Genomic DNA, 22304 nt, shown 5'->3' on the forward strand with positions numbered 1-22304 from the left:
GAAAGGCGCCCTGAACGGATGAGGGGCCCCAGGTCCGTCGTAAGGATCCCCCACGACGGGCCTAAGGCCCCTCAGAAGCCGCCCCGTCCGGGCGGGGACGTCAGGTGTTGGGCAGGCCCAGCAGGATGTCGGAGTACTTCAGGACGGCGAGCACCAGTCCGATGAAGCCGACCGCGACACCCGCCCACGCGACCGACTTGATCCACGGCGCCTGCACCTGGTCGGGGTCGCCGAACGCGGGCCGGACCAGGACGGCGACGCCGACGAGCATCGCGGCCAGGGCGAAGATCCCGGAGACGAGGGCGTTCGCGTTCCACGAGTCGCCGTAGTACTGCTGGAGCATCGTGGCGACGTCGGCGTTCTGCGCGGTCTCCAGCTGTCCGAACATCTGGTTGCGGGCCTGGGCCACGGTGCCGACCCAGCTGCCGGTCAGCGAGACGAGGCCGAGGACCACGGCGACGATGCCCGCGGCACCCTGCCCGACGCCCGGTTGCGCCTTGGCGGCGGCCGGCGGGAGGTCCTCACCGTCTTCGCCGGCCTCACCGGTCTCGTCCAGGCCGGCGTCCTGCTCCTCGGCCCTCGCGGCGGGGTCCTCCTTGGTCACGTCGACCGACTCCTCGTCGACCTTCGTCTCGGTGCCCGTCCCGGCTCCGGCCTCGTCCACTGTCTTGGTTCCCATACCTCGCACCGTACGAATGTTGTCTGAGAGGTCTCTTAATGATCCTTGTGAACGCCGCGCGCGCGTGCCGCGCGCCATTCCGGCGCCAGGACGGACCATATCTCCAGGTCGTGCCGGACCCCTCGGTGGGGATAGCGCTCCCGCTGCACGCCGTCCCGCGACATGCCCAGCCGCCGGGCCACGTTCAGGCTCGGTTCGTTCCCGGAGGCCGCGATCCACTCCACCCGGTGGATGCCGCGGGCCTCGACCGCCCAGTCGATGAGGACGTGCATCGCACGCGTGACCAGCCCGCGTCCCGTGGCCGCCGGTTCGAGCCAGCAGCCCACCTCGCAGTTGGCGTTCTCGGCGTCGAAGTTGAGGAAGAGGACCCCGCCGACGAGCTTCCCGTCGAGCCGGATGCCGTGCAGGGAGCCGGTGTCGGCGGCGCGCATGTCGGCGTACCGCTGGAGGACGGCACGCGCGGAGGGGACGTCCGTGGCGGTCGAGCCGAAGGGGATGTACTGGTTGATGAAGTCCCGCCCCCGCTCCAGGTGCGCGAGGAACTCCTCGGCGTGCCAGGGCTCCAGGGGACGCAGTTCGGCTCCGTCGTCACCCAGGGATATCGCGTACATCCCGTCGCTCCTTCGCCTGTCCGTCCGTCGCGTCGGCGGCACGTGGCCCCGGTATCCCGCCGGGGTTCCCCGCCAGTACGTCCGCCGCCTCGGCGTCCGTCGCGGCGGCCAGCCTCTCATGGGCGGCGCGGGATTCGGGCGGCTCGATGCTGATGCGGGGCATGCGCCGGTCGAGCCAGCGGGGCAGCCACCAGTTGGCGCCGCCGAGCATGTGCATGAGGGCGGGGACGAGGAGCGTACGGAGGACGAAGGCGTCGAGGGCGACGGCGGCGGCGAGCGCGATGCCGAACATGGCGATCACCCGGTCGCCGCTGAGCACGAAGGCGAGGAAGACGGAGATCATGATGACCGCCGCGGAGTTGATCACCCGGCTGGTCTCGGCGAGGCCGACGCGGACCGCGCGCCGGTTGTCACCGGTCTCCAGCCACTCCTCGTACATCCGGCTGACCAGGAACACCTGGTAGTCCATGGAGAGCCCGAAGAGGACCGAGACCATGATCACCGGGAGGAAGGGCTCGATCGGGCCCGCCCGGCCGAGGCCGAGCAGTTCGCTCCCCCAGCCCCACTGGAAGATCGCGACGACCACGCCGAACGCGGCGGCGACGGCCGCCACGTTCATCGCGGCGGCCTTCAGCGGGATGCCGATGGACCGGAAGGCGAGCAGGAGCAGCAGACAGCCGAGGCCGGTGACGACGCCGACGAACAGCGGGAGCTTGCCGACGATGACGTCGGCGAAGTCGTCGTAGCCGGCGGTCATGCCGCCGACGTGCAGATCGAGCGAGGTACCGGTCTCGGCCCGTGGCAGCACCTCGTCGCGCAGCCGGTCGACCAGCTCGCTGGTCTTCGCGGACTGCGGTGAGGAGTCGGGGACGACCGTGAGGTAGGCGGTGTCGCCGCCGGCGCCGTACGTCACCGGAGTGACCGCCGAGACGCCCTCGGTGGCACGGAGCGTGGTGTCGAGGTTGTCGAGCGCGAGCCGGTCGGCGGCGCCGTCGATCTCGGTGACGAGGGTGAGCGGGCCGTTGACGCCGGGGCCGAAGCCGTCGGCGAGGAGGTCGTAGGCCTGGCGGGTGGTCGTCGTCCTCGGGTCGTTGCCCTGGTCGGAGGTGCCCAGGCGCAGGCCGAGGGTGGGCAGGGCGAGCAGGGTCATGACGACGAGGGCGATCGCGCCGAGCTTCTTGGGGTGCCGCTCGACGAACGCGGACCAGCGGGCTGCGAAGCCCGTCGGCAGTTCGGGCTCGGGGCCGTGCTCCGCCAGCCGGCGGCGTTCGCGGCGGCTGAGCGCGCGCATGCCGATGAACGACAGCAGCGCGGGCAGCAGCGTCACGGAGGCGGCGACGGTGAGGACCACGGTCAGCGAGGCGGCTATCGCGACGCCGTTGAGGAAGCCGAGCCGCAGGATCAGCATGCCCAGCAGGGCTATGCACACGGTGGCACCCGCGAACACCACGGCCCGCCCGGTGGTGGCGACCGCGGTCCGCGCGGCCTCCTCGACGGGCAGTCCGCGCTTCAGACCGCGCCGGTGCCGGGTGACGATGAACAGCGCGTAGTCAATGCCGACGCCGAGGCCGATGAGGGTGCCCAGCATGGGCGCGAAGTCGGCGACGGTCATGACATGGCCGAGCAGGGTGATGCCCGCGTAGGCGGTGCCGACGCTGACCAGGGCGGTCGCGATCGGCAGGACGCTGGCGGCGAGCGAGCCGAAGGCGAGGAAGAGGACCACGGCGGCGACGAGCACGCCGACGATCTCGGCGAGGTGTCCGCCGGAGGTCTCGGTGAGCCCGATCGTCTCTCCGCCCAGTTCCACCCGGAGTCCGTGGCCCTCGGCGGCCTTCGCGGTGTCCACGACGGCCTCGGCCTGCGCCTTGTCGACGTCACCGGCCGGCTTGTCGAAGGTCACGCTCGCGTACGCCGTACGCCCGTCCTGGCTGATCCGGCCGGCGCCGGCGCCGTCGTAGGGGTCGGTGACGGAGGCGACACCCGGCAGGTCGGCGATCTCGTCGAGGGTCCGGCTCATCGTCTGTTCGACGGCGGTGGCCCGTACGGAACCGTCGTCGGTGTGCCAGACGACGGTGGCGCTGTCGCCACTGGTACCGGGGAAGCCCTCGTTCAGGAGTGCGGTGGCACGGCTGGATTCGGTCCCGGGGGTCTTGTAGTCGTTCGAGTACGCGGCTCCCGCTGCCAGGGCGCCGGCGGCCGTGCCGGCGAAGGCGAGAAGCCACAGAAGGACGGCGACGAGACGGTGCCGGACGCACCAGCGTGCTAGGGCTGCCACGGATCGTGCTCCTGGGGGGTGATTTTCGATCTTTGACCGTGTTCAGCCGCTGATGGAGCGGAACGACACGCAAAGAACGCATGAGCAATCCCTGGCAACTGTTGCACCCTGAACTGATCGTTTGGGTGTTTTGAGGGGCTCCTCACACGAGAGGGGATGCACCTCACAGGACGGATGACGGCACCCTGTCACCCTGCGCCACGCACCGCCCACACACCGCCCACACACCTGAGGGCGGTGCGTCGCCCTGACGCACCGCCCTCGACGCTCGACTCGCTCAGCCCTCGCTGACGCCCAGCTTCTCCAGGATCAGCTCCTTGACTCGGGCCGCGTCCGCCTGGCCACGGGTGGCCTTCATGACCGCGCCGACCAGGGCGCCGGCCGCGGCCACCTTGCCGCCGCGGATCTTGTCCGCGATGGCCGGGTTGCCGGCGATGGCCTCCTCGACCGCGGTGGTCAGGGCGCCCTCGTCGGAGACGACCTTCAGACCGCGCCTGTCGACGACCTCGTCCGGGGTGCCCTCGCCCGCGAGAACGCCCTCGATGACCTGACGTGCCAGCTTGTCGTTCAGGTCACCCTTCGCGACCAGCTCGGTGACCCGGGCGACCTGCGCCGGGGTGATCGCCAGCTCGTCGAGCGCCTTGCCCGACTCGTTGGCGCTGCGGGCCAGCTCGCCCATCCACCACTTGCGCGCGGAGGCGGCGTCCGCCCCGGCCTCGATGGTGGCGACGATCGGCTCCAGCGCACCGGCGTTGAGGATCGCCTGCATGTCGGTGCCGCTGACGGCCCACTCCTCGCGGAGCCGGTTGCGGCGGACCAGCGGCAGCTCGGGCAGCGCGGACCGGATCTCCTCGACCCATGCGCGCGAGGGCGCCACCGGCACCAGGTCCGGCTCGGGGAAGTACCGGTAGTCCTCGGCCTCCTCCTTCACGCGGCCCGAGGTCGTGGACCCCGTGTCCTCGTGGAAGTGCCGGGTCTCCTGCACGATGGTGCCGCCGGAGGAGAGCACCGCCGCGTGCCGCTGGATCTCGAAGCGGGCCGCGCGCTCCACGGACCGCAGCGAGTTCACGTTCTTCGTCTCGGAGCGCGTACCGAACCTGTCGGCGCCCTTGGGCATCAGCGACAGGTTCACGTCGCAGCGCATCTGGCCCATCTCCATACGGGCCTCCGAGACACCGAGCGCCTTGATGACCTCGCGCAGCTCACGGACGTACGCCTTGGCGACCTCCGGCGCGCGCTCCCCGGCACCGACGATCGGCTTGGTGACGATCTCGATGAGCGGGATGCCGGCGCGGTTGTAGTCGAGCAGCGAGTGCGAGGCGCCGTGGATGCGGCCCGTCGCGCCGCCCACGTGCGTCGACTTGCCCGTGTCCTCCTCCATGTGGGCGCGCTCGATCTCCACGCGGAAGACCTCGCCGTCCTCCAGCTGCACGTCGAGGTAGCCGTTGAAGGCGATCGGCTCGTCGTACTGGGAGGTCTGGAAGTTCTTCGGCATGTCCGGATAGAAGTAGTTCTTCCGGGCGAAGCGGCACCACTCGGCGATCTCGCAGTTCAGCGCGAGACCGATCTTGATGGCGGACTCCACGCCGGTCGCGTTGACGACCGGGAGCGCGCCGGGCAGGCCGAGGCAGACGGGGCAGGTCTGCGTGTTGGCGTCCTGACCGAGTTCGGTCGAACAGCCGCAGAACATCTTGGTCTTGGTGCCGAGTTCGACATGGACCTCGAGGCCCATGACGGGGTCGTACGACGCGAGTGCGTCCTCGTACGACACCAGGTCGGTCGTGGTGGTCACGGTGAAAACTTCCCTCTCAGCCCAGCAGGACGTCGTCGTCGCCCAGCCGCTTCAGCTCGCGGTAGAGAATGGCCAGGTTGGTGACGACCGCGGCTCCGGTCACGACGGCGTCGAGCAGCCGCAGCGTGTCGTTGTCTCCGCGGGCCTTCTTGATCTGCTTGTAGACACCGACGGCGCCGAACGCCGACGTGGCCATCGACACATACAGACCGGACCGGGACTTCTTGAAGCCCTTGGCCTTGGACAGTGCACTCACAGTGACGGAGCCTCCTCGAGCAGCGGGTGCCCCCACTTTTCCACGAAGGCGGCCTCGACGGCGGCGCCGACCTTGTAGAGACGGTCGTCCTTCAGGGCCGGGGCGATGATCTGGAGTCCGACCGGCAGCCCGTCCTCCGGCGCGAGACCGCAGGGCAGGGACATCGCGGCGTTGCCCGCGAGGTTGGTCGGGATGGTGCACAGGTCGGCGAGGTACATCGCCATGGGGTCGTCGGCGCGCTCGCCGATCGGGAAGGCGGTGGTCGGCGTCGTCGGGGAGACGATGACGTCCACCTGCTCGAACGACTTCTCGAAGTCGCGGGTGATGAGCGTACGGACCTTCTGGGCGCTGCCGTAGTACGCGTCGTAGTAGCCGGAGCTGAGCGCGTACGTGCCGAGCATGATGCGGCGCTTCACCTCGGGGCCGAAGCCAGCCTCACGGGTGAGGGAGGTGACCTCCTCGGCGGAGTGCGAGCCGTCGTCGCCGGTACGGAGGCCGTAGCGGAGCCCGTCGAAGCGGGCGAGGTTCGACGAGCACTCGCTCGGCGCGATCAGGTAGTACGCGGCCAGCGCCAGGTCGAACGAGGGGCAGTCCAGCTCGACGATCTCGGCGCCCAGTTCCCTCAGCAGCTCGACGGACTCGTCGAACCGCTGGACCACACCGGCCTGGTAGCCCTCACCGCGGAACTGCTTGACGACGCCCACCCGCATCCCGGCGACCGAGCCGTTGCGGGCGGCCTCGACGACCGGCGGGACGGGCGCGTCGATGGACGTGGAGTCCATCGGGTCATGACCGGCGATGACCTCGTGGAGGAGCGCGGCGTCCAGGACCGTACGCGCGCAGGGCCCGCCCTGGTCGAGGGAGGACGAGAAGGCGACCATGCCGTACCGGGAGACGGCACCGTACGTCGGTTTCACGCCGACCGTGCCGGTGACGGCGGCCGGCTGACGGATGGAGCCGCCGGTGTCGGTGCCGATGGCGAGGGGCGCCTGGAAGGAGGCGAGGGAGGCGGAGGAACCGCCGCCGGAGCCGCCGGGGATCCGGGTGAGGTCCCAGGGGTTGCCGGTCGGGCCGTACGCGCTGTTCTCGGTGCTGGACCCCATGGCGAACTCGTCCATGTTGGTCTTGCCGAGGATGACGACGTCCGCGTCCTTCAGCCGCTTGGTGAGCGTGGCGTCGTAGGGCGGGATCCAGCCCTCGAGCATCTTCGACCCGACGGTCGTGGGCACGCCCACGGTGGTGAAGATGTCCTTGAGCGCGAGGGGCACACCGGCGAGGGGGCCGAGCTTCTCGCCCCGCTCCCGCTTCTCGTCGACGGCGCGGGCCTGCGCGAGGGCGCCCTCGCGGTCGACGTGGAGGAAGGCGTGCACCTTCTCGTCGACGGCCTCGATGCGGGCCAGGTGGGCCTCGGTGACCTGGACGGCGGTGAGTTCGCCGGAGGCGATCTTCGCGGCGATCTCCGCCGCGGTGAGCTTGATGATGGCGTCGGTCATGACGTGATCAGTCCTCCCCCAGGATCTGCGGCACCTTGAAACGCTGCTGCTCCTGGGCCGGGGCGCCGGACAGCGCCTGCTCGGGGGTGAGCGACGGACGGACCTCGTCCGCGCGCATGACGTTCGTCAGCGGCAGCGGGTGCGAGGTCGGCGGGACGTCTTGGTCGGCGACCTCGCTGACGCGGGCGACCGCGCCGATGATGTCGTCCAGCTGGCCCGCGAAGTGGTCGAGCTCTTCGGGCTTCAGCTCCAGACGCGCCAGCCGGGCGAGGTGGGCGACCTCCTCGCGCGTGATGCCAGGCATGCAGCGATCCTCTGGGTGAGTGCGATGTGGTTTGGCGCCAATCCTATGGGGCGGGCCGGTGTGACCGTGCACGGGTTCGCTGCGCGGGCTTGGCAGGGCGCCTCACAGCTCGGGGGTGCGTGTGGTTCCGGCGGGTGCGGGTGAGTGGGGGGGTTGGACGCGCAGTTCCCCGCGCCCCTGAAAAGCGACCGGGGCTACGCCCCGTGCTTTTCAGACGCTTTTCAGGATGAAGGGCGGGCCCCAGGCCCGTTCCGCCCTCGGCCCCCGCCCCCGGTGGGCGCCCGGCGGTCACTCCTCCGCCGTGGCCGCCGGCAGGGCCGCCGCCGGACGCTGCCAGCCCCGGGACCCCCGGGCCCGCAGCCACGCCGTGGTCTCCTCCGGCGGCATCGCCGCGGCGACGAGCCACCCCTGGACGGCATCGCATCCGAGGTCGCGCAAGCGCTCCCACGTCTCGTCGTCCTCGACCCCTTCCGCGACGACGAGCAGCCCGAGGGAATGCGCGAGGTCGACGGTGCAGCGCACGATCTCCGCGTCCTCGGTGTCGACGGCGAGCCGGGCCACGAACGACCGGTCGATCTTCAGTTCGCTCACGGGCAGCCGCCGCAGGTGGACCAGCGACGAGTACCCGGTCCCGAAGTCGTCGAGCGACATCTTCACCCCATGCCCGGTCAGCCCGGCCAGCGTGTCCGCGGCCCGTTGCGGGTCCTCCAGGAGCACGTGTTCCGTGATCTCCAGCTGGAGCGCCCCCGCGGGAACCCCGTGGCGGGCCAGCCGCGCGGCCACCGAGCCCGCGAAGCCGGGGGTGTGGACGTCGCGGGGCGACACGTTCACGGCGACCGGTACGTGCAGTCCCTGGGCACGCCAGCGGGCCACCTGGCCGAGGGCCGTCTCCAGGACGTACTCGGTGAGGTGGGGCATCAGCCCGGACGACTCGGCGATCGCTATGAACTCGTCCGGCGGCACCTTCCCCCGCTCGGGGTGCACCCAGCGCACCAGCGCCTCGAGACCGGCCACCTGGCCGTCGAAGCGGACCTTCGGCTGGTAGTGCAGCTCGACCTCCTGCGCGTCCAGCGCGCGCCGCAGGTCGCCGAGGAGCCCGAGCCGGTCCGGTGTGTTCGAGTCCCGCTTGGACTCGTAGACCTCGACGCCGGTGCGGTCCCGCTTGGCCTGGTACATCGCCACGTCGGCCCGTCTGAGCAGCCCCTCCGCGTCGAGCGCGTGATCGGGGAAGACGGCGAGCCCGGCGCTGGCCTCCAGCACCAGGGTGAGCCCGTCGAGGTCGAGCGGTGAGCCGAGCGCGGCGACGAGGTTGCGGGCGACGCGTGAGGCGGAGGTCGTGGAGTCGGCGACGGGCAGCAGGACGGCGAACTCGTCGCCGCCGAGCCGTGCGGCCTCCGCGCCGCGTGGCAGCGCGACCCGCAGCCGGTCGGCCACCTGCAACAGCAGCCGGTCGCCCGCGAGATGGCCGAGCGTGTCGTTGACGGATCTGAAGCGGTCGAGGTCGATCAGCATCAGTGCGGCGCGCGCGCCGATGCGCTCGGCGTCGTCCAGGGCGGTCCAGGTCCGTTCGAGCAGCCACTGGCGGTTGGGCAGTCCGGTGAGCGGGTCGCGGAGCTGCTCCTCCGCCCGGGCGCGGGCGATCCACAGGGTGGAGTCGAGCGCGATGAGCGGAATGGCGAAGAGCGGCAGCAGCAGGGGCTGGGCCGTGGCGACGACACAGATGAGGGGCGCGATGCCGAAGAGCGCGACGGCGACGAGGCCCTGCCTGACCAGGGCGGTGCGGGCGACCGTGGGGACGCCGCCGCGCGGCGCGGCCAGATACCAGAGCAGGGCGCGGGTGACCGCGAGGTAGGCGATGGCGACGAGCGCCACCTGGGGCGCCGCGTACAGGTTCCAGGTCTCCGGGTCCCAGGGCTGCTCGACGGAGGGGACACGGCCGAAGCCGCGCAGGACGAGGGCTCCGGCGCCGATGCCGAGGATGTCGACCGCGCCGTGCAGCACGCCCTGCCGCCAGCGGCCCCGGCGGGCGATGCCGACGAGGACGACGACGGTGAGGCTGACCATGCCGGCCGGGAGCCAGCCGTGGAGGAGCAGGACGGCGAGGGTGAGGGCGGCGCCGGAGCCGGTGCCGCCCCACCAGCGGGCGCGGCCCATGGCGACGAGGTGCCCGACGATGATGCCGGTGAGCAGGGCGAGGGACCAGCCGACCGCTCCGGCCGGGAACAGCGCGTGCTGTCCGGCGAACGCCCGGTAGAACCCGGCGCCCAGGATGACTCCGGCGAGGCCCACGATCGCTGCGGGCAGGGCGGGCCAGGACGGGTGGCGCTCGCTGTCGTGGCCCGGCAGGGCGTGGCCGCGGCCGTCACCGAGCCTGCCCGTGACCGGTGGGGGCGAGCCGGTTCCGGTGCCGGCCGTGAGCTGCGCGGGGGCTGGTACGAGGATGCCGGGGGCGCCGGCGAACGCGCGGCCCGGCGGTTGCTCCGCCCGGTGGTCCGCCGTCGGCATCTGGCCTCCGACCCGCGCCCGGGTTCCCCCGAACGGGCGTCCCCCTGTGAGCAGGGAGCGCCCCCGCCGCCAGGCCCCGGACACCCGGCGCAGGCGCAGCCGGGAGTCCGGGGCGACGCTCTCGGTCGGTTCCATTCCCGTCCCTCTCACAGCCGGCGGTGCCCACGCCACGCGGCCCGTTCGCTCCCGACACCCCGGGGCGGCACCGCGTCCGAGAACCCGCCACGCGTCCGGGCACGGCAGGCGCACACCTCAACAGTAGGCCGCACAAGGCTTTCACGGGCAGCGGTCGACGACGGTTGCCCGAATGCGACCGGCCACCCATATGCATCTGGTATGCGCCGAACGGGTGTCCCTCAACCCCTACTCCTCGGTCGGAAGCGCCACTTCCGACGCGGCTTCAGGTCCTTGTTCGAGCAGAACCGCGAAACCGTCCTCGTTCAGGACCGGAACCTTGAGCTGCATCGCCTTGTCGAACTTCGATCCCGGGTTCTCACCGACTACGACGAATGAGGTCTTCTTCGAAACAGACCCGGTCACCTTTGCTCCGCGTGATTGCAGTGCCTCCTTCGCCCCGTCGCGTGTGTAGCGCTCGAGTGTGCCGGTCACGACGACGGTCAGCCCTTCGAGGGGGCGCGGTCCCTCGTCCTCGCCCGCGCCTTCCTCCTCGAGAGAGACTCCGGCCGCCTTCCACTTACGGATGATTTCTCGGTGCCATTCCTCGGCGAACCACTCCTTGAGGGCCTGCGCAACGATGGCGCCGACGCCGTCGACCGCGGTGAGTTCCTCCTCCGATGCCTGCTCGATGCGGTCGATCGAACGGAATTCGCGGGCCAGGGCCTGTGCGGCCACCGGTCCGACGTGGCGGATGGAGAGTCCGTTGAGAAAGCGTGCGAGCGGGCGGCTCTTGGCCTCCTCGATGTTCTTCAGCAGGGCGAGGGTGTTCTTCTTGGGCTCGCCCTTCTGGTTGGCGAAGACCGTGACGATCTTCTCCTCGCCCGTCTTGGGATCGCGCTTGGGCAGACCGCTGTCGGAATCCAGTACATACGCCCTGATGGGCAGCAACTTCTCCACCGTCAGATCGAAGAGGTCGCCCTCGTCGACGAGAGGGGCGGCGTCCGAGCCCAGGGGGCGGGTGAGCGCGGCGGCCGCCACATCACCGAAGTGCTCGATGTCCAAGCACTCGCGGCCCGCGAGGTAGGAGATACGCTCTCTCAACTGGGCCGGGCAGGTGCGGGCGTTGGGGCAACGGAGATCGATGTCGCCCTCCTTCATCGGCCTCAGCGGGGTCCGGCACTCCGGGCACTCGGCCGGCATCACGAACTCCCGCTCGCTGCCGTCCCGCAGGTCCACGACCGCCCCGAGGATCTCGGGGATGACGTCACCGGCCTTGCGGATCACCACCGTGTCGCCGATGAGCACGCCCTTGGACTTGACCACTTCCTGGTTGTGCAGCGTGGCGAACTCGACCTCGGAGCCGGCCACCGTGACGGGCTCCACCTGTGCGTAGGGCGTGACACGACCGGTGCGGCCGACACCCACCTTGATGTCGATGAGCCTGGTGTTGACCTCTTCCGGCGGGTACTTGTAGGCGATCGCCCAGCGAGGGGCGCGGGCCGTGGATCCAAGACGGCCCTGGAGCCGGATCTCGTCGAGCTTGACGACCGCGCCGTCGATCTCGTGCTCGACGGAGTGGCGGTTCTCGCCGTAGTACGCGATGAACTCCCGTACGCCGTCGAGGTCGTCGACCACGCGGTTGTGCCGGGCGGTGGGCAGGCCCCAGGACTTGAGGAGGTCGTAGGCCTGGGAGAGGCGGCTGAGGCCGCCTTCGAAGCCCTCCAGGGCGCCGATGCCGTGCACCACCATGTGCAGGGGGCGGGTGGCGGTGACGCGCGGGTCCTTCTGGCGCAGTGAACCGGCGGCCGCGTTGCGCGGGTTGGCGAAGGGCTTGTCGCCGGCGTCCAGCAGGCGGGCGTTGAGCTCCGCGAACTTGTCCATCGGGAAGTAGACCTCGCCGCGGATCTCCACGAGGTCGGGGACCTTGTCGCCGTTCAGCCGGTCCGGGATCTCGGCGATGGTGCGGACGTTCGGTGTGATGTCCTCGCCGGTGCGGCCGTCACCGCGGGTGGCGGCGCGGGTGAGGCGGCCGTGCTCGTAGGTGAGGTTGACGGCGAGGCCGTCCACCTTGAGCTCGCACAGCAGGTGGTAGTCGGAGGTGCCGACGTCCTTGGCGACGCGCTCGGCCCAGGCCGCCAGCTCCCCGTCGGTGAAGGCGTTGTCCAGGGAGAGCATGCGCTCACGGTGCTGGACGGCGGTGAACTCCGTCGCGTACGCGCCCGCGACCTTCTGGGTCGGCGAGTCGGGGGTGCGCAGCTCGGGGTGTTCCTCCTCCAGCGCCTCCAGGGAGCGCAGGAGACGGTCGAACTCCGCGTCGCTGACGACGGGGGCGTCCTTCACGTAGTACCGGAAGCGGTGCTCCTCGATCTGCTCGGCGAGGCGCGCGTGCTTCTCCCGGGCCTCGGCCGGCACCGGTGCCTCGTCGGGTACGGATGCTGCGGTCGGGGCAGTCTGTGCGTCCTTGTCGCCGGCCACCGTGTTGTCCTCCCGTTACTCTGGGTTGTCCGCGAGGGATCTCGCCGCCTGGACGCAGTGGGCGAGCGCCCGGCGCGCGTACGCCGGGGAGACGCCCGCGAGACCGCACGACGGAGTGACCGTGACGGCGTCCGCGAGAAGCCCCGGATGCAGCCCCAGCCTGCGCCACAACGTCCTGACCCCCATGACGCTACCGGCAGGGTCTGACAATGGGCCCTCCGTGGTCGGCACCACACCGGCCAGCAGCCTGGTGCCGCCTTCCACGGCTTCCCCGATCGCGTCGTCGTCACGCTCGGTGAGCAACGAGAAGTCGAAGGAGATCGCGGCGGCACCGGCCCGGCGGAGCAGCGCGAACGGTACGTCGGGGGCGCAGGAGTGCACGACGACCGCCCCCGGTTCGGTGTGGACGCCGATGACGTCACGGAGGGTGGCCTCGACGAGTTGGCGGTCCACGGCGCGGTGGGTGCGGTAGCCGCTGGCGCTCTTCACCTGGCCGCGCAGCACGGCGATGAGGGAGGGTTCGTCGAGCTGGAGGACCACACGGGCGCCGGGTACGCGCCGTCGCACTTCCGCGAGGTGCAGACGCAGACCCTCGGCGAGGGAACCGGCGAGGTCCCGGCAGGCCCCGGGGTCGGAGAGGGCCGCCTCGCCGTTCTTCAGCTCCAGCGCGGTGGCGAGCGTCCACGGTCCGACGGCCTGCACCTTGAGCGGGCCTTCGTAGCCCTGGGTGAACTCCTCCAGTGCGTCCAGGTCCTCACCGAGCCAGGAGACGGCCCGCTTGGTGTCCCGGCCGGGCCGGTCGCCGAGCCGCCAGCCACTGGGCTCCACGCGCGCGTACAGCTCGACGAGCAGGCCGGCGGTGCGGCCGATCATGTCGGCGCCGGGGCCGCGGGCGGGGAGTTCGGGCAGGTACGGCATGCCCGTGTCCGGCCACTCGAAGGTGCCGGTGACTGTCCTGGCGGCCTCTCTGGCGTCGCCGCCGGGCATCGAGCCGAGGCCGGTGGCGGGGCCGAAGTCGAAGTGTTCGTTCACACGTCGAAGCGTAGGTGTTCTTCGGCCGGGGTTTTCCGGGGGCTGCGCCCCGGACCCCGGCGGAGGGTGAGGGGGTGGTCTCGGGTGGGTGGGTATGTGCGGGTGGGCGGGGGTTGTCCGCGCGGTTCCCCGCGCCCCTGAGAAGCGGCCGGGGCTGCGCCCCGTGCTTTTCCCCACCCACCCGCGCCCGCCGACGAACCCGCACCCCGGGGTTCAAAGGCGCCCGTAGCCGTGTCAGCGGCCGGGGCGGACCGTCAGGTCGTTGACCTCGGCGTCTCGGGGGAGGTCGAGGGCCATGAGGATCGTCGTCGCGACGGACTCGGGGGCGATCCACCGGGAGGGGTCGTACTCCTTGCCCTCCTGCTGGTGGACCTTGGCCTGCATGGGGCTGGCCGTGCGGCCGGGGTAGACCGTGGTGACGCGGACCCCGTTGCCGTGCTCCTCGTGGCGGAGGGAGTCGGCGAGGGCCTTCAGGCCGTGCTTGGAGGCGGCGTAGGCGGACCAGTCGGCGTAGGCGTGCAGGCCGGAGCCGGAGTTGACGAACACGACGTGGCCCCGGGCGGCGCGCAGCTGGGGCAGGAAGTGCCGGGTCAGCTCGGCGGGGGCGATCAGGTTGACGTTGAGCTGGTGGCGCCAGGACTTGGGGGTGAGGTCGCCGACCCGGCCGAGGTCGATCACCCCGGCGATGTGCAGCAGGGAGTCCACGCGGTCGGGCAGCGTCTGGTGGGAGAAGGCCCAGGAGAGCTTGTCCGGGTCGGCCAGATCGCCGACCAGGGTCTTCGCCCCCGGGAAACGCGCCGCCAGTTCCTTCGCGCGGCCGGCGTCGCGTGCGTGCAGCACGAGGTCGTCGCCGCGTTCGTGCAGACGGCGGGCCACGGCCTCGCCGATGCCGGAACCCGCTCCGGTGATCACATGAGTAGCCATGCGGTCATGCTCGCATCACCCCGGGCGGGCCGGTGCGCGGAGAGGGCCCTCGGCTATTCGATCCCCTGGCTCTCCTCCAGGTACGCCATCGCCCCCACCGGCTCCTCCGCGAAGAACACCAGGTCGGCGAGGGGGCGGGGCAGGAAGCCCTCGTCCTCCATGCGGCGGAACTGTTCCTTCAGACCGTCGTAGAAGCCTGCCGTGTTGAGGAGCACCACCGGCTTGTCGGTGTGGCCGTGCTTCTTCAGTTCCAGGATCTCGGTGGCCTCGTCCAGGGTTCCGGTCCCACCGACCATGATCACCACGGCGTCGGCCTTCTCCAGGAGCAGTCGCTTCCGCTCGGGGAGGTCCCGCGCGATCACCATCTCGTCGGTGCCGGGCCGCGCCTTGGCCGCCAGGAACTCGACCGAGACGCCGAGGAGTCTGCCACCGGCCTCGTGCACACCGTCGGCGACCACCTTCATCAGTCCGACGTCGGACCCTCCCCACACCAGGGTGTGGCCGCCCTTGCCGATGAGCTTCGCGAACTCCCGCGCGGGACGGGTGTAGCGGTCGTCGAGGTCGGCGGCGGAGAGGAAGACGCAGATGTTCATGGCTCCACGTTAGGGCGTGCCACCGACATCGGGGCCCGGTCGGGCCCCGGTCACCGGGGGCAGGCTCAGACGGATCTTCGACTGGCGGTGCGGCAGCTCCTCCCAGTCGTCCATGAAGCGGGCCGCCAGTCCGTACTGCGCGGCGAGTTCCACCAGGGTGTCGGTCCGGTAGTAGAAGTCCTCGTGCAGCACCTGGTGTTCCTTGCCCTCGGTGCGGCCGAAGGTGAAGTCGAAGAAGCCGCCGGGGGCGAGGATGCGGCCGACGTGGGCGAAGCACTGCTCTATGACGTGGACCGGTGAGTGCGAGAACACGCTGTGCGCGTGGACGACGTCGAAGTGCGCTTCGGGCAGGAACTCGAAGGTCAGGTCGGCGACGAGGGTCAGATGGGGCAGTTTGGCCTGCAGCCCCTGCCGGACGAGGGTGCGCTGGGCCTCCAGGAGGATCGCCGGCGAGATGTCGATCCCGTAGTAGTTCCCGGCGTCCAGGTGGTCGATGAACAGACGCCCGGCGCGCAGGTTCCCGCAGCCGATCTCCAGCATCCGGTGCCGGGGCTCCAGACCGTGCCGCAGGAGGTAGTCGAACTGCATCCGGCCGAGGCGTTCCCACTTCTCGACCGAGGGGTTGTGCCCGACGGCGGCCTCGGGGCTGCGTGCCGTGTCGGCGGCCATGACGGCCCGGTAGTACGCGATGTGGTCCCGGTGCTTGAGCCGCAGCCAGGTGTCGCGGGCCACCCGGCGGGCGTGCGCCGGAACCCGCTTCGGGTGGCGCAGGGCGTAGCGGACCCGGTGGGTGAGGCCGCGGCGGTTCCCGGACGGTTCCGCCGCCGGCTTCGTGGACGGCCTTCCGGCCGGGTCTGTGGCTGTCACGGCGACCTCCCTGGGCCTCCTGCGGCCCCTGGGCCGTGTCTGGGGGAGTACTCACCAGCAGCCTGCGCCGTCCGAGGGCGGACGGCTACCCGAGGGGAGGCGTTCGTGACGGAGAGGCGCCCGGGCCGGGAAGGCCGGTCCTCAGACGGCGCCCGCCTTCACGCGTGCCGTCGACGCGATCGTCGCCGAGCCGACCACACGCGTGCCGTCGTAGAGGACGATCGCCTGGCCGGGGGCGACGCCGCGGACGGGCTCGGTGAAGCGGACGTGGAGGTCGCCGTCGATCAGCTCGGCGGTCACCTCGGTCTCGCCGCCGTGGGCGCGGAGCTGGGCGGTGTAGGTGCCGGGGCCGGTGGGCGCGGCGCCGCACCAGCGGGGCCTGATCGCCGTCAGGCCGTCGACGTCGAGGGCGGAGGCGGGGCCGACGGTGACGGTGTTGTTCACCGGGGAGATGTCGAGGACGTAGCGGGGCTTGCCGTCGGGCGCCGGGGTGCCGATGCGGAGGCCCTTGCGCTGGCCGATGGTGTAGCCGTAGGCGCCCTCGTGGGTGCCGAGGACGGTGCCGGACTCGTCGACGATGTCACCCTCCGCCTTGCCGAGGCGGCTCGCGAGGAAGCCCTGGGTGTCGCCGTCGGCGATGAAGCAGATGTCGTGCGAGTCGGGCTTCTTGGCGACGGACAAGCCCCGGCGCTCGGCCTCCGCGCGGATCTCGTCCTTGGTGGTCACGGTGTCGCCCAGCGGGAACAGGGCGTGGGCGAGCTGCTTCTCGTCGAGGACGCCGAGGACGTACGACTGGTCCTTGGCCATGTCGGAGGCGCGGTGCAGTTCGCGCGTGCCGTCGTCGTTGACGATCACCTTGGCGTAGTGGCCCGTGCAGACGGCGTCGAAGCCGAGGGCGAGCGCCTTGTCGAGCAGGGCCGCGAACTTGATCTTCTCGTTGCAGCGCAGGCAGGGGTTGGGGGTGCGTCCGGCCTCGTACTCGGCGATGAAGTCCTCGACCACGTCCTCGCGGAAGCGGTCGGCGAGGTCCCAGACGTAGAACGGGATGCCGATGACGTCGGCGGCTCGGCGGGCGTCGCGGGAGTCCTCGATGGTGCAGCAGCCCCGGGCGCCGGTGCGGAACGACTGCGGGTTCGCGGAGAGCGCCAGGTGGACGCCGGTCACGTCGTGCCCGGCTTCCGCGGCGCGGGCGGCGGCCACGGCGGAGTCGACCCCGCCGGACATGGCGGCGAGGACACGGAGGGGGCGGGGGCGCTGCGAGGTCTCAGTCATAACGCCTCCAGGGTACGGGGCGCCGGGAACCGGAGCCCGCGAGTATCCGTTGACGGCTCGTGGGCACCAGAAGGGCGTCCGGGGACGGTGTCTCCCGGAGCAGGAGCAAGGACGGGGACCGGCGTGTGGGGCGCCGGGCCCTGCTCATCGGCACGGCCGTGGCCGCCGTCGGTACGGCGGTCGTCGCGCGGGACGAGCTGACGCGCGCGTGGTGGCGCGTCCCCGGTGTCTCGAAGCCGCGCAAGGAGGGCGAGGTCGACTACGCGGGCGCGAAGTGGGTGGCGGCCTCGGACGCGAACTGGCGGCTGGCGGACCGGCCGGACGACTTCGGCATAGACATGGTGGTCATCCATGTCACCCAGGGCAGCTTCGCCAGCGCCGTGAAGGTCTTCCAGGACCCGAAGCACGGGGCCGCGTCGCACTACATCGTCCGCAAGGACGGCCATGTCACCCAGATGATCCGCGAGCTGGACGTGGCGTACCACGCGGGCAACCGCGACTACAACGAGCGGAGCGTCGGCATCGAGCACGAGGGCTTCGTCGACCGCCCCCAGGACTTCACGGACGAGATGTACGAGGCCTCCGCCCGCCTCACGGCGCGTATCTGCGCGCGCTACGGCATCCCTCTCGACCGCGAGCACATCATCGGCCATGTCGAGGTGCCGGGCACCGACCACACCGACCCCGGCGAGCACTGGGACTGGGACCGCTACATGAAGCTGGTGCGCGCGGCTGCCGGGAAGGCGTCGGGCTCGGCGAAGGCCTGAGGGCACCCTCGGGCCTTCGCCGGGCCCCGAGGGCCCGACACCGCCTGAGGTCCCGGGCCGAGGCCAGACCTCGGGAGCCGTGCTCAGGTCAGGCCTGCGTTGCGGGCGCGCTCCACCGCCGGGCCGATCGCCTTGGCGACCGCCTCGACGTCGGCCTCCGTGGAGGTGTGGCCGAGGGAGAAGCGGAGGGTGCCGCGCGCGAGGTCCGGGTCGGCGCCGGTGGCGAGGAGGACATGGCTGGGCTGGGCGATACCGGCGGTGCAGGCCGAGCCGGTGGAGCACTCGATGCCCTGGGCGTCGAGAAGGAGCAGCAGGGAGTCGCCCTCGCAGCCGGGGAACGTGAAGTGCGCGTTGGCGGGCAGCCGGTCCACCGGGTCGCCGCCGAGGAGCGCGTCGGGCACCGCCGTGCGGACCGCGTCGACCAGCGAGTCGCGCAGGGAGCCGATCTCCCGGGCGAACCACTCCTGCTGCTCGGCGGCGAGCCGGCCCGCGACCGCGAAGGAGGCGACCGCCGGGACGTCGAGGGTGCCGGAGCGGACATGGCGCTCCTGGCCGCCGCCGTGCAGCACCGGTACGGGGCTGTACTCGCGGCCAAGGAGGAGTGCGCCGATGCCGTACGGGCCGCCGATCTTGTGACCGGAGACGGTCATGGCGGCGAGGCCGGAGGCCCCGAAGCCGACGGGGACCTGTCCGAGGGCCTGGACGGCGTCGGCGTGCAGCGGGACGCCGAACTCGGAGGCCACGTCGGCGAGTTCCCGGACCGGCATGATCGTGCCGATCTCGTTGTTGGCCCACATCACGGTGGCGAGCGCCACGTCGTCGGGGTCGCGGGCGATGGCCTCGCGCAAGGCCTCGGGGTGGACACGGCCGTGGGCGTCCACCGGGAGGTACTCGACCGTGGCGCCCTCGTGTTCGCCGAGCCAGTGGACGGCGTCCAGGACGGCGTGGTGCTCGACGGGGCTGGCGAGGACCCGGGTGCGGGCCGGGTCGGCGTCGCGGCGGGCCCAGTACAGGCCCTTCACGGCGAGGTTGTCGGCCTCGGTGCCGCCGGAGGTGAACACGACCTCGCTGGGGCGGGCTCCGAGGGCCTCCGCGAGGGTCTCGCGGGCCTCCTCGACGGTGCGGCGGGCTCTGCGGCCGGATGCGTGCAGCGAGGAGGCGTTGCCGGTGACGCTCAGCTGGGCGGTCAGCGCCTCTGCCGCCTCCGGGAGCATCGGTGTCGTCGCCGCGTGGTCGAGGTAAGCCATGGTGTGCCCGATTCTACGGGGGCGCCGGGCACCGGCCTCGGCCGCTACCTACGGCGGTGGGCCCCGCCGACGGCGGTGACGGGCGGTCGCGGTGGCGGTGCCGCGGTGGCCGGGGCGGCGGATCGCCTCCGGGACGGCCGGTCCCGCTCGGCTCAGAAGCTCCAGGACACCGTGTTCGTCGTCTGGGTCAGGACGGCCAGGACCACCAGGTCGGCGACGCCCAGGCCGAGGCCGAGGAAGGCCCGGCCCCGCCTCGTCGTGCCGCGCTTCAGGGCGACGCAGGCGAGAACGATGGCGATGGGACCGAGGAAGAGGTTGAGCACGAGGAGGCCCAGAAGCCCGAGGACGAAGGAGGCGACGGCCATGCCGTCGGCGTCGCGGCCCTGACGGCGGGCGGCGGGACGGGTCCGGGGTGCGGCGGTGAGTTGCATGGTGCGGTCAGCTCCCTAGGGGTGGACGGACGGCTTCCAACGGGTGGCCGGGGAAGGTCAGTTGGTGGTCCGGCCACGGCGGGCGTGGCGCTCGCGGTACGCGAAGACCGCCAGCCAGGCACCGATGACGGCCGCGGCGACCAGGGAGACGGAGAGCGGAACGTGGGCCACGGTGCCCAGGACGATCCCCAGCAGCAGAAGTGCGGCGACGAGGAACAGCATGGCGTGAGTGCCTCTCGTGTCGTGTCCGGCGGTTCGGTTCGTCGTTACATTTCGGTGAACGGTTGTAGCAACACTTGTTCACTGACTCTCAAGTCTAACGTGCGGCCCGGCTTTGCAATTACGGAGAACAGTTGTTAACTGCATGGCATGAGTCACACCTTCGGCATCCGGCAGGCGCAGAAGCAGCGGACCCGGCAGGCGCTCATGGACGCCGCGCTCGCCCTGCTGGAGGACCAGAGCCTCAGCAGCCTGGGCCTCCGTGAGGTCACCCGGGCCGTGGGGGTCGCCCCGACCGCGTTCTACCGGCACTTCCGTTCGACAGCGGACCTCGGTGTCGCGCTGGTCGAGGAGGCGCTGGGGAGTCTGCACCCCGTGCTGGGGGATCTGATGTCCGCGGTCGGCGACAGTGACGAACTGATCGAGCGCGCCATCGAGCTGATCGCCCGTCATGTGGACGGGTACCCCGCTCACGTCCGTTTCATCGCGCGTGAGCGGCACGGAGGTGTCCAGCCGGTGCGGGAGGCCATCCAGGGCCAACTGGCCCGGTTCGCCGAGGAGGTCCGCAACGAGCTGACCAGGAGGCCCGAGACCGCCGGCTGGAGCGACGACGACCGGCTGATGCTGGCCGGTCTGTACGTCGACCAGATGCTGGTGACGGCCTCGCTCTTCCTGGAGGCCCATCACGATCCCGACGCGGAGCGCGAGCGCGTGACGCGCCTCGCGGGCCGTCGGATGCGGCTGATCAGCATCGGCTGCCGCCACTGGCTCGACTGAGGAGTCGCCGAGGCGCCACCGGGGCCTCGGCGATGACCGCGCGTGCACCCGCGGAGGGGCGCGCCCGCAGCCCGGCGCGCGCCCCTCCGGGCCCGGCGCGGCCGGTCGGTCGCCCTCGGACGCCGACGCCCGGCGCCTCCCGGCCCGGCACACCGCTCGGCGCCCCGCTCCGCGCCCCCACCGCCGCCCCCGCGGCCCCCGCCGGGGCCACCGCAGCCGCCCTCACCGCCGGGTGCCCTACCGGGCGCGCCGCAGGGAGCGCCGGGGGGAGCGACCGACGGAGTGCCGGACGCCGCCCGGCCGTTCACGGGCGGGGCGGACGGCGCCCCGGACGGGGTGCCGGAGGGAGCGGCCGAGGGAGCCTGGCAGCTCCGCCGCGCGGAGTCGCCGTTGCTGGAGGTGGACGACGAGGAATCACCGGAGCCGCACGCCACCAGGGCGAGGGGTGCGACCGCCGACAGGGCCGCGGCAGGGCCGAGACGCACACGCTTCAGGAGAGACGACTCCGGGAGGGACGAGGGAGTGCGAGGCGCGGGCATCGAACCAACGCCCCCTGGGCGGGCCTCTCTTGGGTTCGCACCGTGTCCGTCCTGTGCGCTGGGCAAAGCGTCGCCAACACTCCTGTCCGAGAGGGCGGTTCAGTCCTCCGCCGGGAAGGGCCGCTCGTACAGGGCTGTGACGGAGGCGGCCGCGGCGGCCAGTTCCGCCCGTGCCTCGGGAGGCGCGAGGACCTCCAGGCGGTCGGCGAGGACGAGGAGTTGGCGCACCTCCCCCAGCAGGCCGAACGACAGTCGCGCGGTCACCCACTCGCTCTCACCGTCGTCGTCGGGCGGGCCCGACAGCCAGGCGGCCTGGAGCCGCAGGAACATGTCGAGGAAGGAGCGCCGCACGCGGACGGTGACGTCGATGCCGCCCGTCCGCTCCTCCACCTGGCGCCGCAGTTCCTCCCAGGCGTCGGCGAGTTCGACGCCCGGCCTGCGCCGGACGGGGTCGTCGAGGACGGTCGCCGACCGGACCCGGTCCGCCCGGAAGAGTCTCGGTCCGCCCCGCCGGTCGGCGACGAGGTACCAGACGCCCGCCTTGCAGACGAGCCCGTACGGGTCGACGGTGTAGGTGCGCCGGTCGCGGTCGCCGCCGTGCCGGTAGCGCAGCCGCAGTCGCCGGTCGGTGAACACGGCGTCCTGGAGCGTCGCGAAGTCCACGGGGTCCACGGGCGCCCTCGGTCCGCTTCTCCAGCGGGCGGCGTCGACGAGGACGCGGCGGCCGGTGCTCTCGGCGGCCGGCCGGTGCGGTGCGGGGAGCGCGGCCATCACCTTGCGCAGGGCGGAGCCCAGCGCCTCGTCCAGCCCGAGCGCGGTGTGCTCGCCCCGCCCGGCCGGCACGAAGAGGGCCCGCGACTCGTCGGCGGTGAGCCCCGTGACATCCGTACGGAACCCGGCGAGCAGCTCGATCCCGCCGTGCCGGCCGCGCTCGGCGTACACCGGCACCCCGGCCGCCGACAGCGCCTCGACGTCCCGGTAGACGGTCCGCACCGACACCTCCAGCCGCTCGGCCAGTTCCCGTGCGGGCACCCGGCCCCGCGTCTGGAGCAACAGCAGGATCGAGAGGAGTCGGCCGGCCTTCACCTCACCAGGGTGCCCGACGGAGGACGGCCGACCGGCCGGGCCG

At 71.8% G+C, this 22304-nt stretch carries 20 protein-coding genes; 2 read left to right on the top strand and 18 right to left on the bottom strand.

Annotation, left to right across the window (positions count from 1 at the left end):
- Positions 1-100 precede the first annotated feature (100 nt).
- The 14 genes from AC067N_RS20480 to mnmA form a co-directional block, all read right to left on the bottom strand.
- Positions 101-679, bottom strand: coding sequence for a hypothetical protein (locus AC067N_RS20480; RefSeq protein WP_478680300.1), 579 nt, complete (start codon positions 677-679; stop codon positions 101-103).
- A 35-nt stretch (positions 680-714) separates the two neighbouring features.
- On the bottom strand, positions 715-1290 hold the full coding sequence (locus AC067N_RS20485; protein WP_478680301.1) for a GNAT family N-acetyltransferase: 576 nt from the start codon (positions 1288-1290) through the stop codon (positions 715-717).
- Complete coding sequence (locus tag AC067N_RS20490) at positions 1268-3565, bottom strand: MMPL family transporter (protein WP_478680302.1); 2298 nt, start codon at positions 3563-3565, stop codon at positions 1268-1270. The genes AC067N_RS20485 and AC067N_RS20490 overlap by 23 nt, the downstream gene beginning before the upstream one ends.
- Positions 3566-3842: 277 nt before the next feature.
- Positions 3843-5357, bottom strand: a complete 1515-nt coding sequence (gene gatB / locus AC067N_RS20495; RefSeq protein ID WP_478680303.1) for an Asp-tRNA(Asn)/Glu-tRNA(Gln) amidotransferase subunit GatB — start codon at positions 5355-5357, stop codon at positions 3843-3845.
- Positions 5358-5373: 16 nt separating this feature from the next.
- On the bottom strand, positions 5374-5613 hold the full coding sequence (locus AC067N_RS20500) for a hypothetical protein (protein ID WP_093723316.1): 240 nt from the start codon (positions 5611-5613) through the stop codon (positions 5374-5376).
- On the bottom strand, positions 5610-7106 hold the full coding sequence (gene gatA / locus AC067N_RS20505; protein ID WP_478680304.1) for an Asp-tRNA(Asn)/Glu-tRNA(Gln) amidotransferase subunit GatA: 1497 nt from the start codon (positions 7104-7106) through the stop codon (positions 5610-5612). The genes AC067N_RS20500 and gatA overlap by 4 nt, the downstream gene beginning before the upstream one ends.
- Before the next feature lie 7 nt (positions 7107-7113).
- A complete protein-coding gene (gene gatC, locus AC067N_RS20510; protein WP_018531282.1) occupies positions 7114-7410 on the bottom strand; it encodes an Asp-tRNA(Asn)/Glu-tRNA(Gln) amidotransferase subunit GatC in 297 nt (98 codons plus the stop codon).
- Positions 7411-7698: 288 nt separating this feature from the next.
- Positions 7699-10050, bottom strand: coding sequence for a putative bifunctional diguanylate cyclase/phosphodiesterase (locus AC067N_RS20515; RefSeq protein ID WP_478680305.1), 2352 nt, complete (start codon positions 10048-10050; stop codon positions 7699-7701).
- A 228-nt stretch (positions 10051-10278) separates the two neighbouring features.
- Positions 10279-12507: an NAD-dependent DNA ligase LigA gene (gene ligA, locus AC067N_RS20520; protein ID WP_478680306.1), complete on the bottom strand. Its 2229-nt coding sequence runs from the start codon at positions 12505-12507 to the stop codon at positions 10279-10281.
- A gap of 15 nt (positions 12508-12522) precedes the next feature.
- Positions 12523-13539: a methionine synthase gene (locus tag AC067N_RS20525; protein WP_478680307.1), complete on the bottom strand. Its 1017-nt coding sequence runs from the start codon at positions 13537-13539 to the stop codon at positions 12523-12525.
- 234 nt (positions 13540-13773) lie between these two features.
- A complete protein-coding gene (locus AC067N_RS20530; RefSeq protein ID WP_468102861.1) occupies positions 13774-14463 on the bottom strand; it encodes an SDR family oxidoreductase in 690 nt (229 codons plus the stop codon).
- 53 nt (positions 14464-14516) lie between these two features.
- The gene (locus AC067N_RS20535; protein ID WP_478680308.1) at positions 14517-15056 is read right to left on the bottom strand and encodes an LOG family protein; all 540 of its coding nucleotides are present in this window, start codon (positions 15054-15056) and stop codon (positions 14517-14519) included.
- Between the two features lie 9 nt (positions 15057-15065).
- Entirely contained in the window at positions 15066-15923 is an 858-nt protein-coding gene (locus tag AC067N_RS20540) for a class I SAM-dependent DNA methyltransferase (protein WP_478680309.1), read from the bottom strand.
- Positions 15924-16064: 141 nt separating this feature from the next.
- Positions 16065-17195: a tRNA 2-thiouridine(34) synthase MnmA gene (gene mnmA / locus AC067N_RS20545; protein WP_478680310.1), complete on the bottom strand. Its 1131-nt coding sequence runs from the start codon at positions 17193-17195 to the stop codon at positions 16065-16067.
- 59 nt (positions 17196-17254) lie between these two features.
- Between mnmA and AC067N_RS20550 the strand changes: the two genes are divergently transcribed.
- Entirely contained in the window at positions 17255-17962 is a 708-nt protein-coding gene (locus AC067N_RS20550; RefSeq protein ID WP_478680311.1) for an N-acetylmuramoyl-L-alanine amidase, read from the top strand.
- A gap of 83 nt (positions 17963-18045) precedes the next feature.
- On the opposite strand, the gene AC067N_RS20555 is transcribed toward AC067N_RS20550, so the two are convergent.
- The 3 genes from AC067N_RS20555 to AC067N_RS20565 all read right to left on the bottom strand — a co-directional run bounded on the left by AC067N_RS20555 (position 18046) and on the right by AC067N_RS20565 (position 19862).
- Positions 18046-19209 carry a cysteine desulfurase family protein gene (locus AC067N_RS20555; RefSeq protein WP_478680312.1) on the bottom strand — a complete coding sequence of 388 codons (1164 nt, stop codon included), beginning with the start codon at positions 19207-19209 and terminating at the stop codon, positions 18046-18048.
- 152 nt (positions 19210-19361) lie between these two features.
- Positions 19362-19640 carry a DUF4190 domain-containing protein gene (locus tag AC067N_RS20560; protein WP_478680313.1) on the bottom strand — a complete coding sequence of 93 codons (279 nt, stop codon included), beginning with the start codon at positions 19638-19640 and terminating at the stop codon, positions 19362-19364.
- A 57-nt stretch (positions 19641-19697) separates the two neighbouring features.
- Positions 19698-19862 carry a hypothetical protein gene (locus AC067N_RS20565; RefSeq protein WP_390953777.1) on the bottom strand — a complete coding sequence of 55 codons (165 nt, stop codon included), beginning with the start codon at positions 19860-19862 and terminating at the stop codon, positions 19698-19700.
- A 147-nt stretch (positions 19863-20009) separates the two neighbouring features.
- Between AC067N_RS20565 and AC067N_RS20570 the strand changes: the two genes are divergently transcribed.
- Positions 20010-20636, top strand: coding sequence for a TetR family transcriptional regulator (locus AC067N_RS20570; RefSeq protein ID WP_478680314.1), 627 nt, complete (start codon positions 20010-20012; stop codon positions 20634-20636).
- Positions 20637-21274: 638 nt separating this feature from the next.
- On the opposite strand, the gene AC067N_RS20575 is transcribed toward AC067N_RS20570, so the two are convergent.
- On the bottom strand, positions 21275-22261 hold the full coding sequence (locus AC067N_RS20575; protein WP_478680315.1) for a helix-turn-helix transcriptional regulator: 987 nt from the start codon (positions 22259-22261) through the stop codon (positions 21275-21277).
- Between the last annotated feature and the right edge of the window lie 43 nt (positions 22262-22304).

This window comes from Streptomyces sp. NPDC042364 (assembly GCF_056437585.1).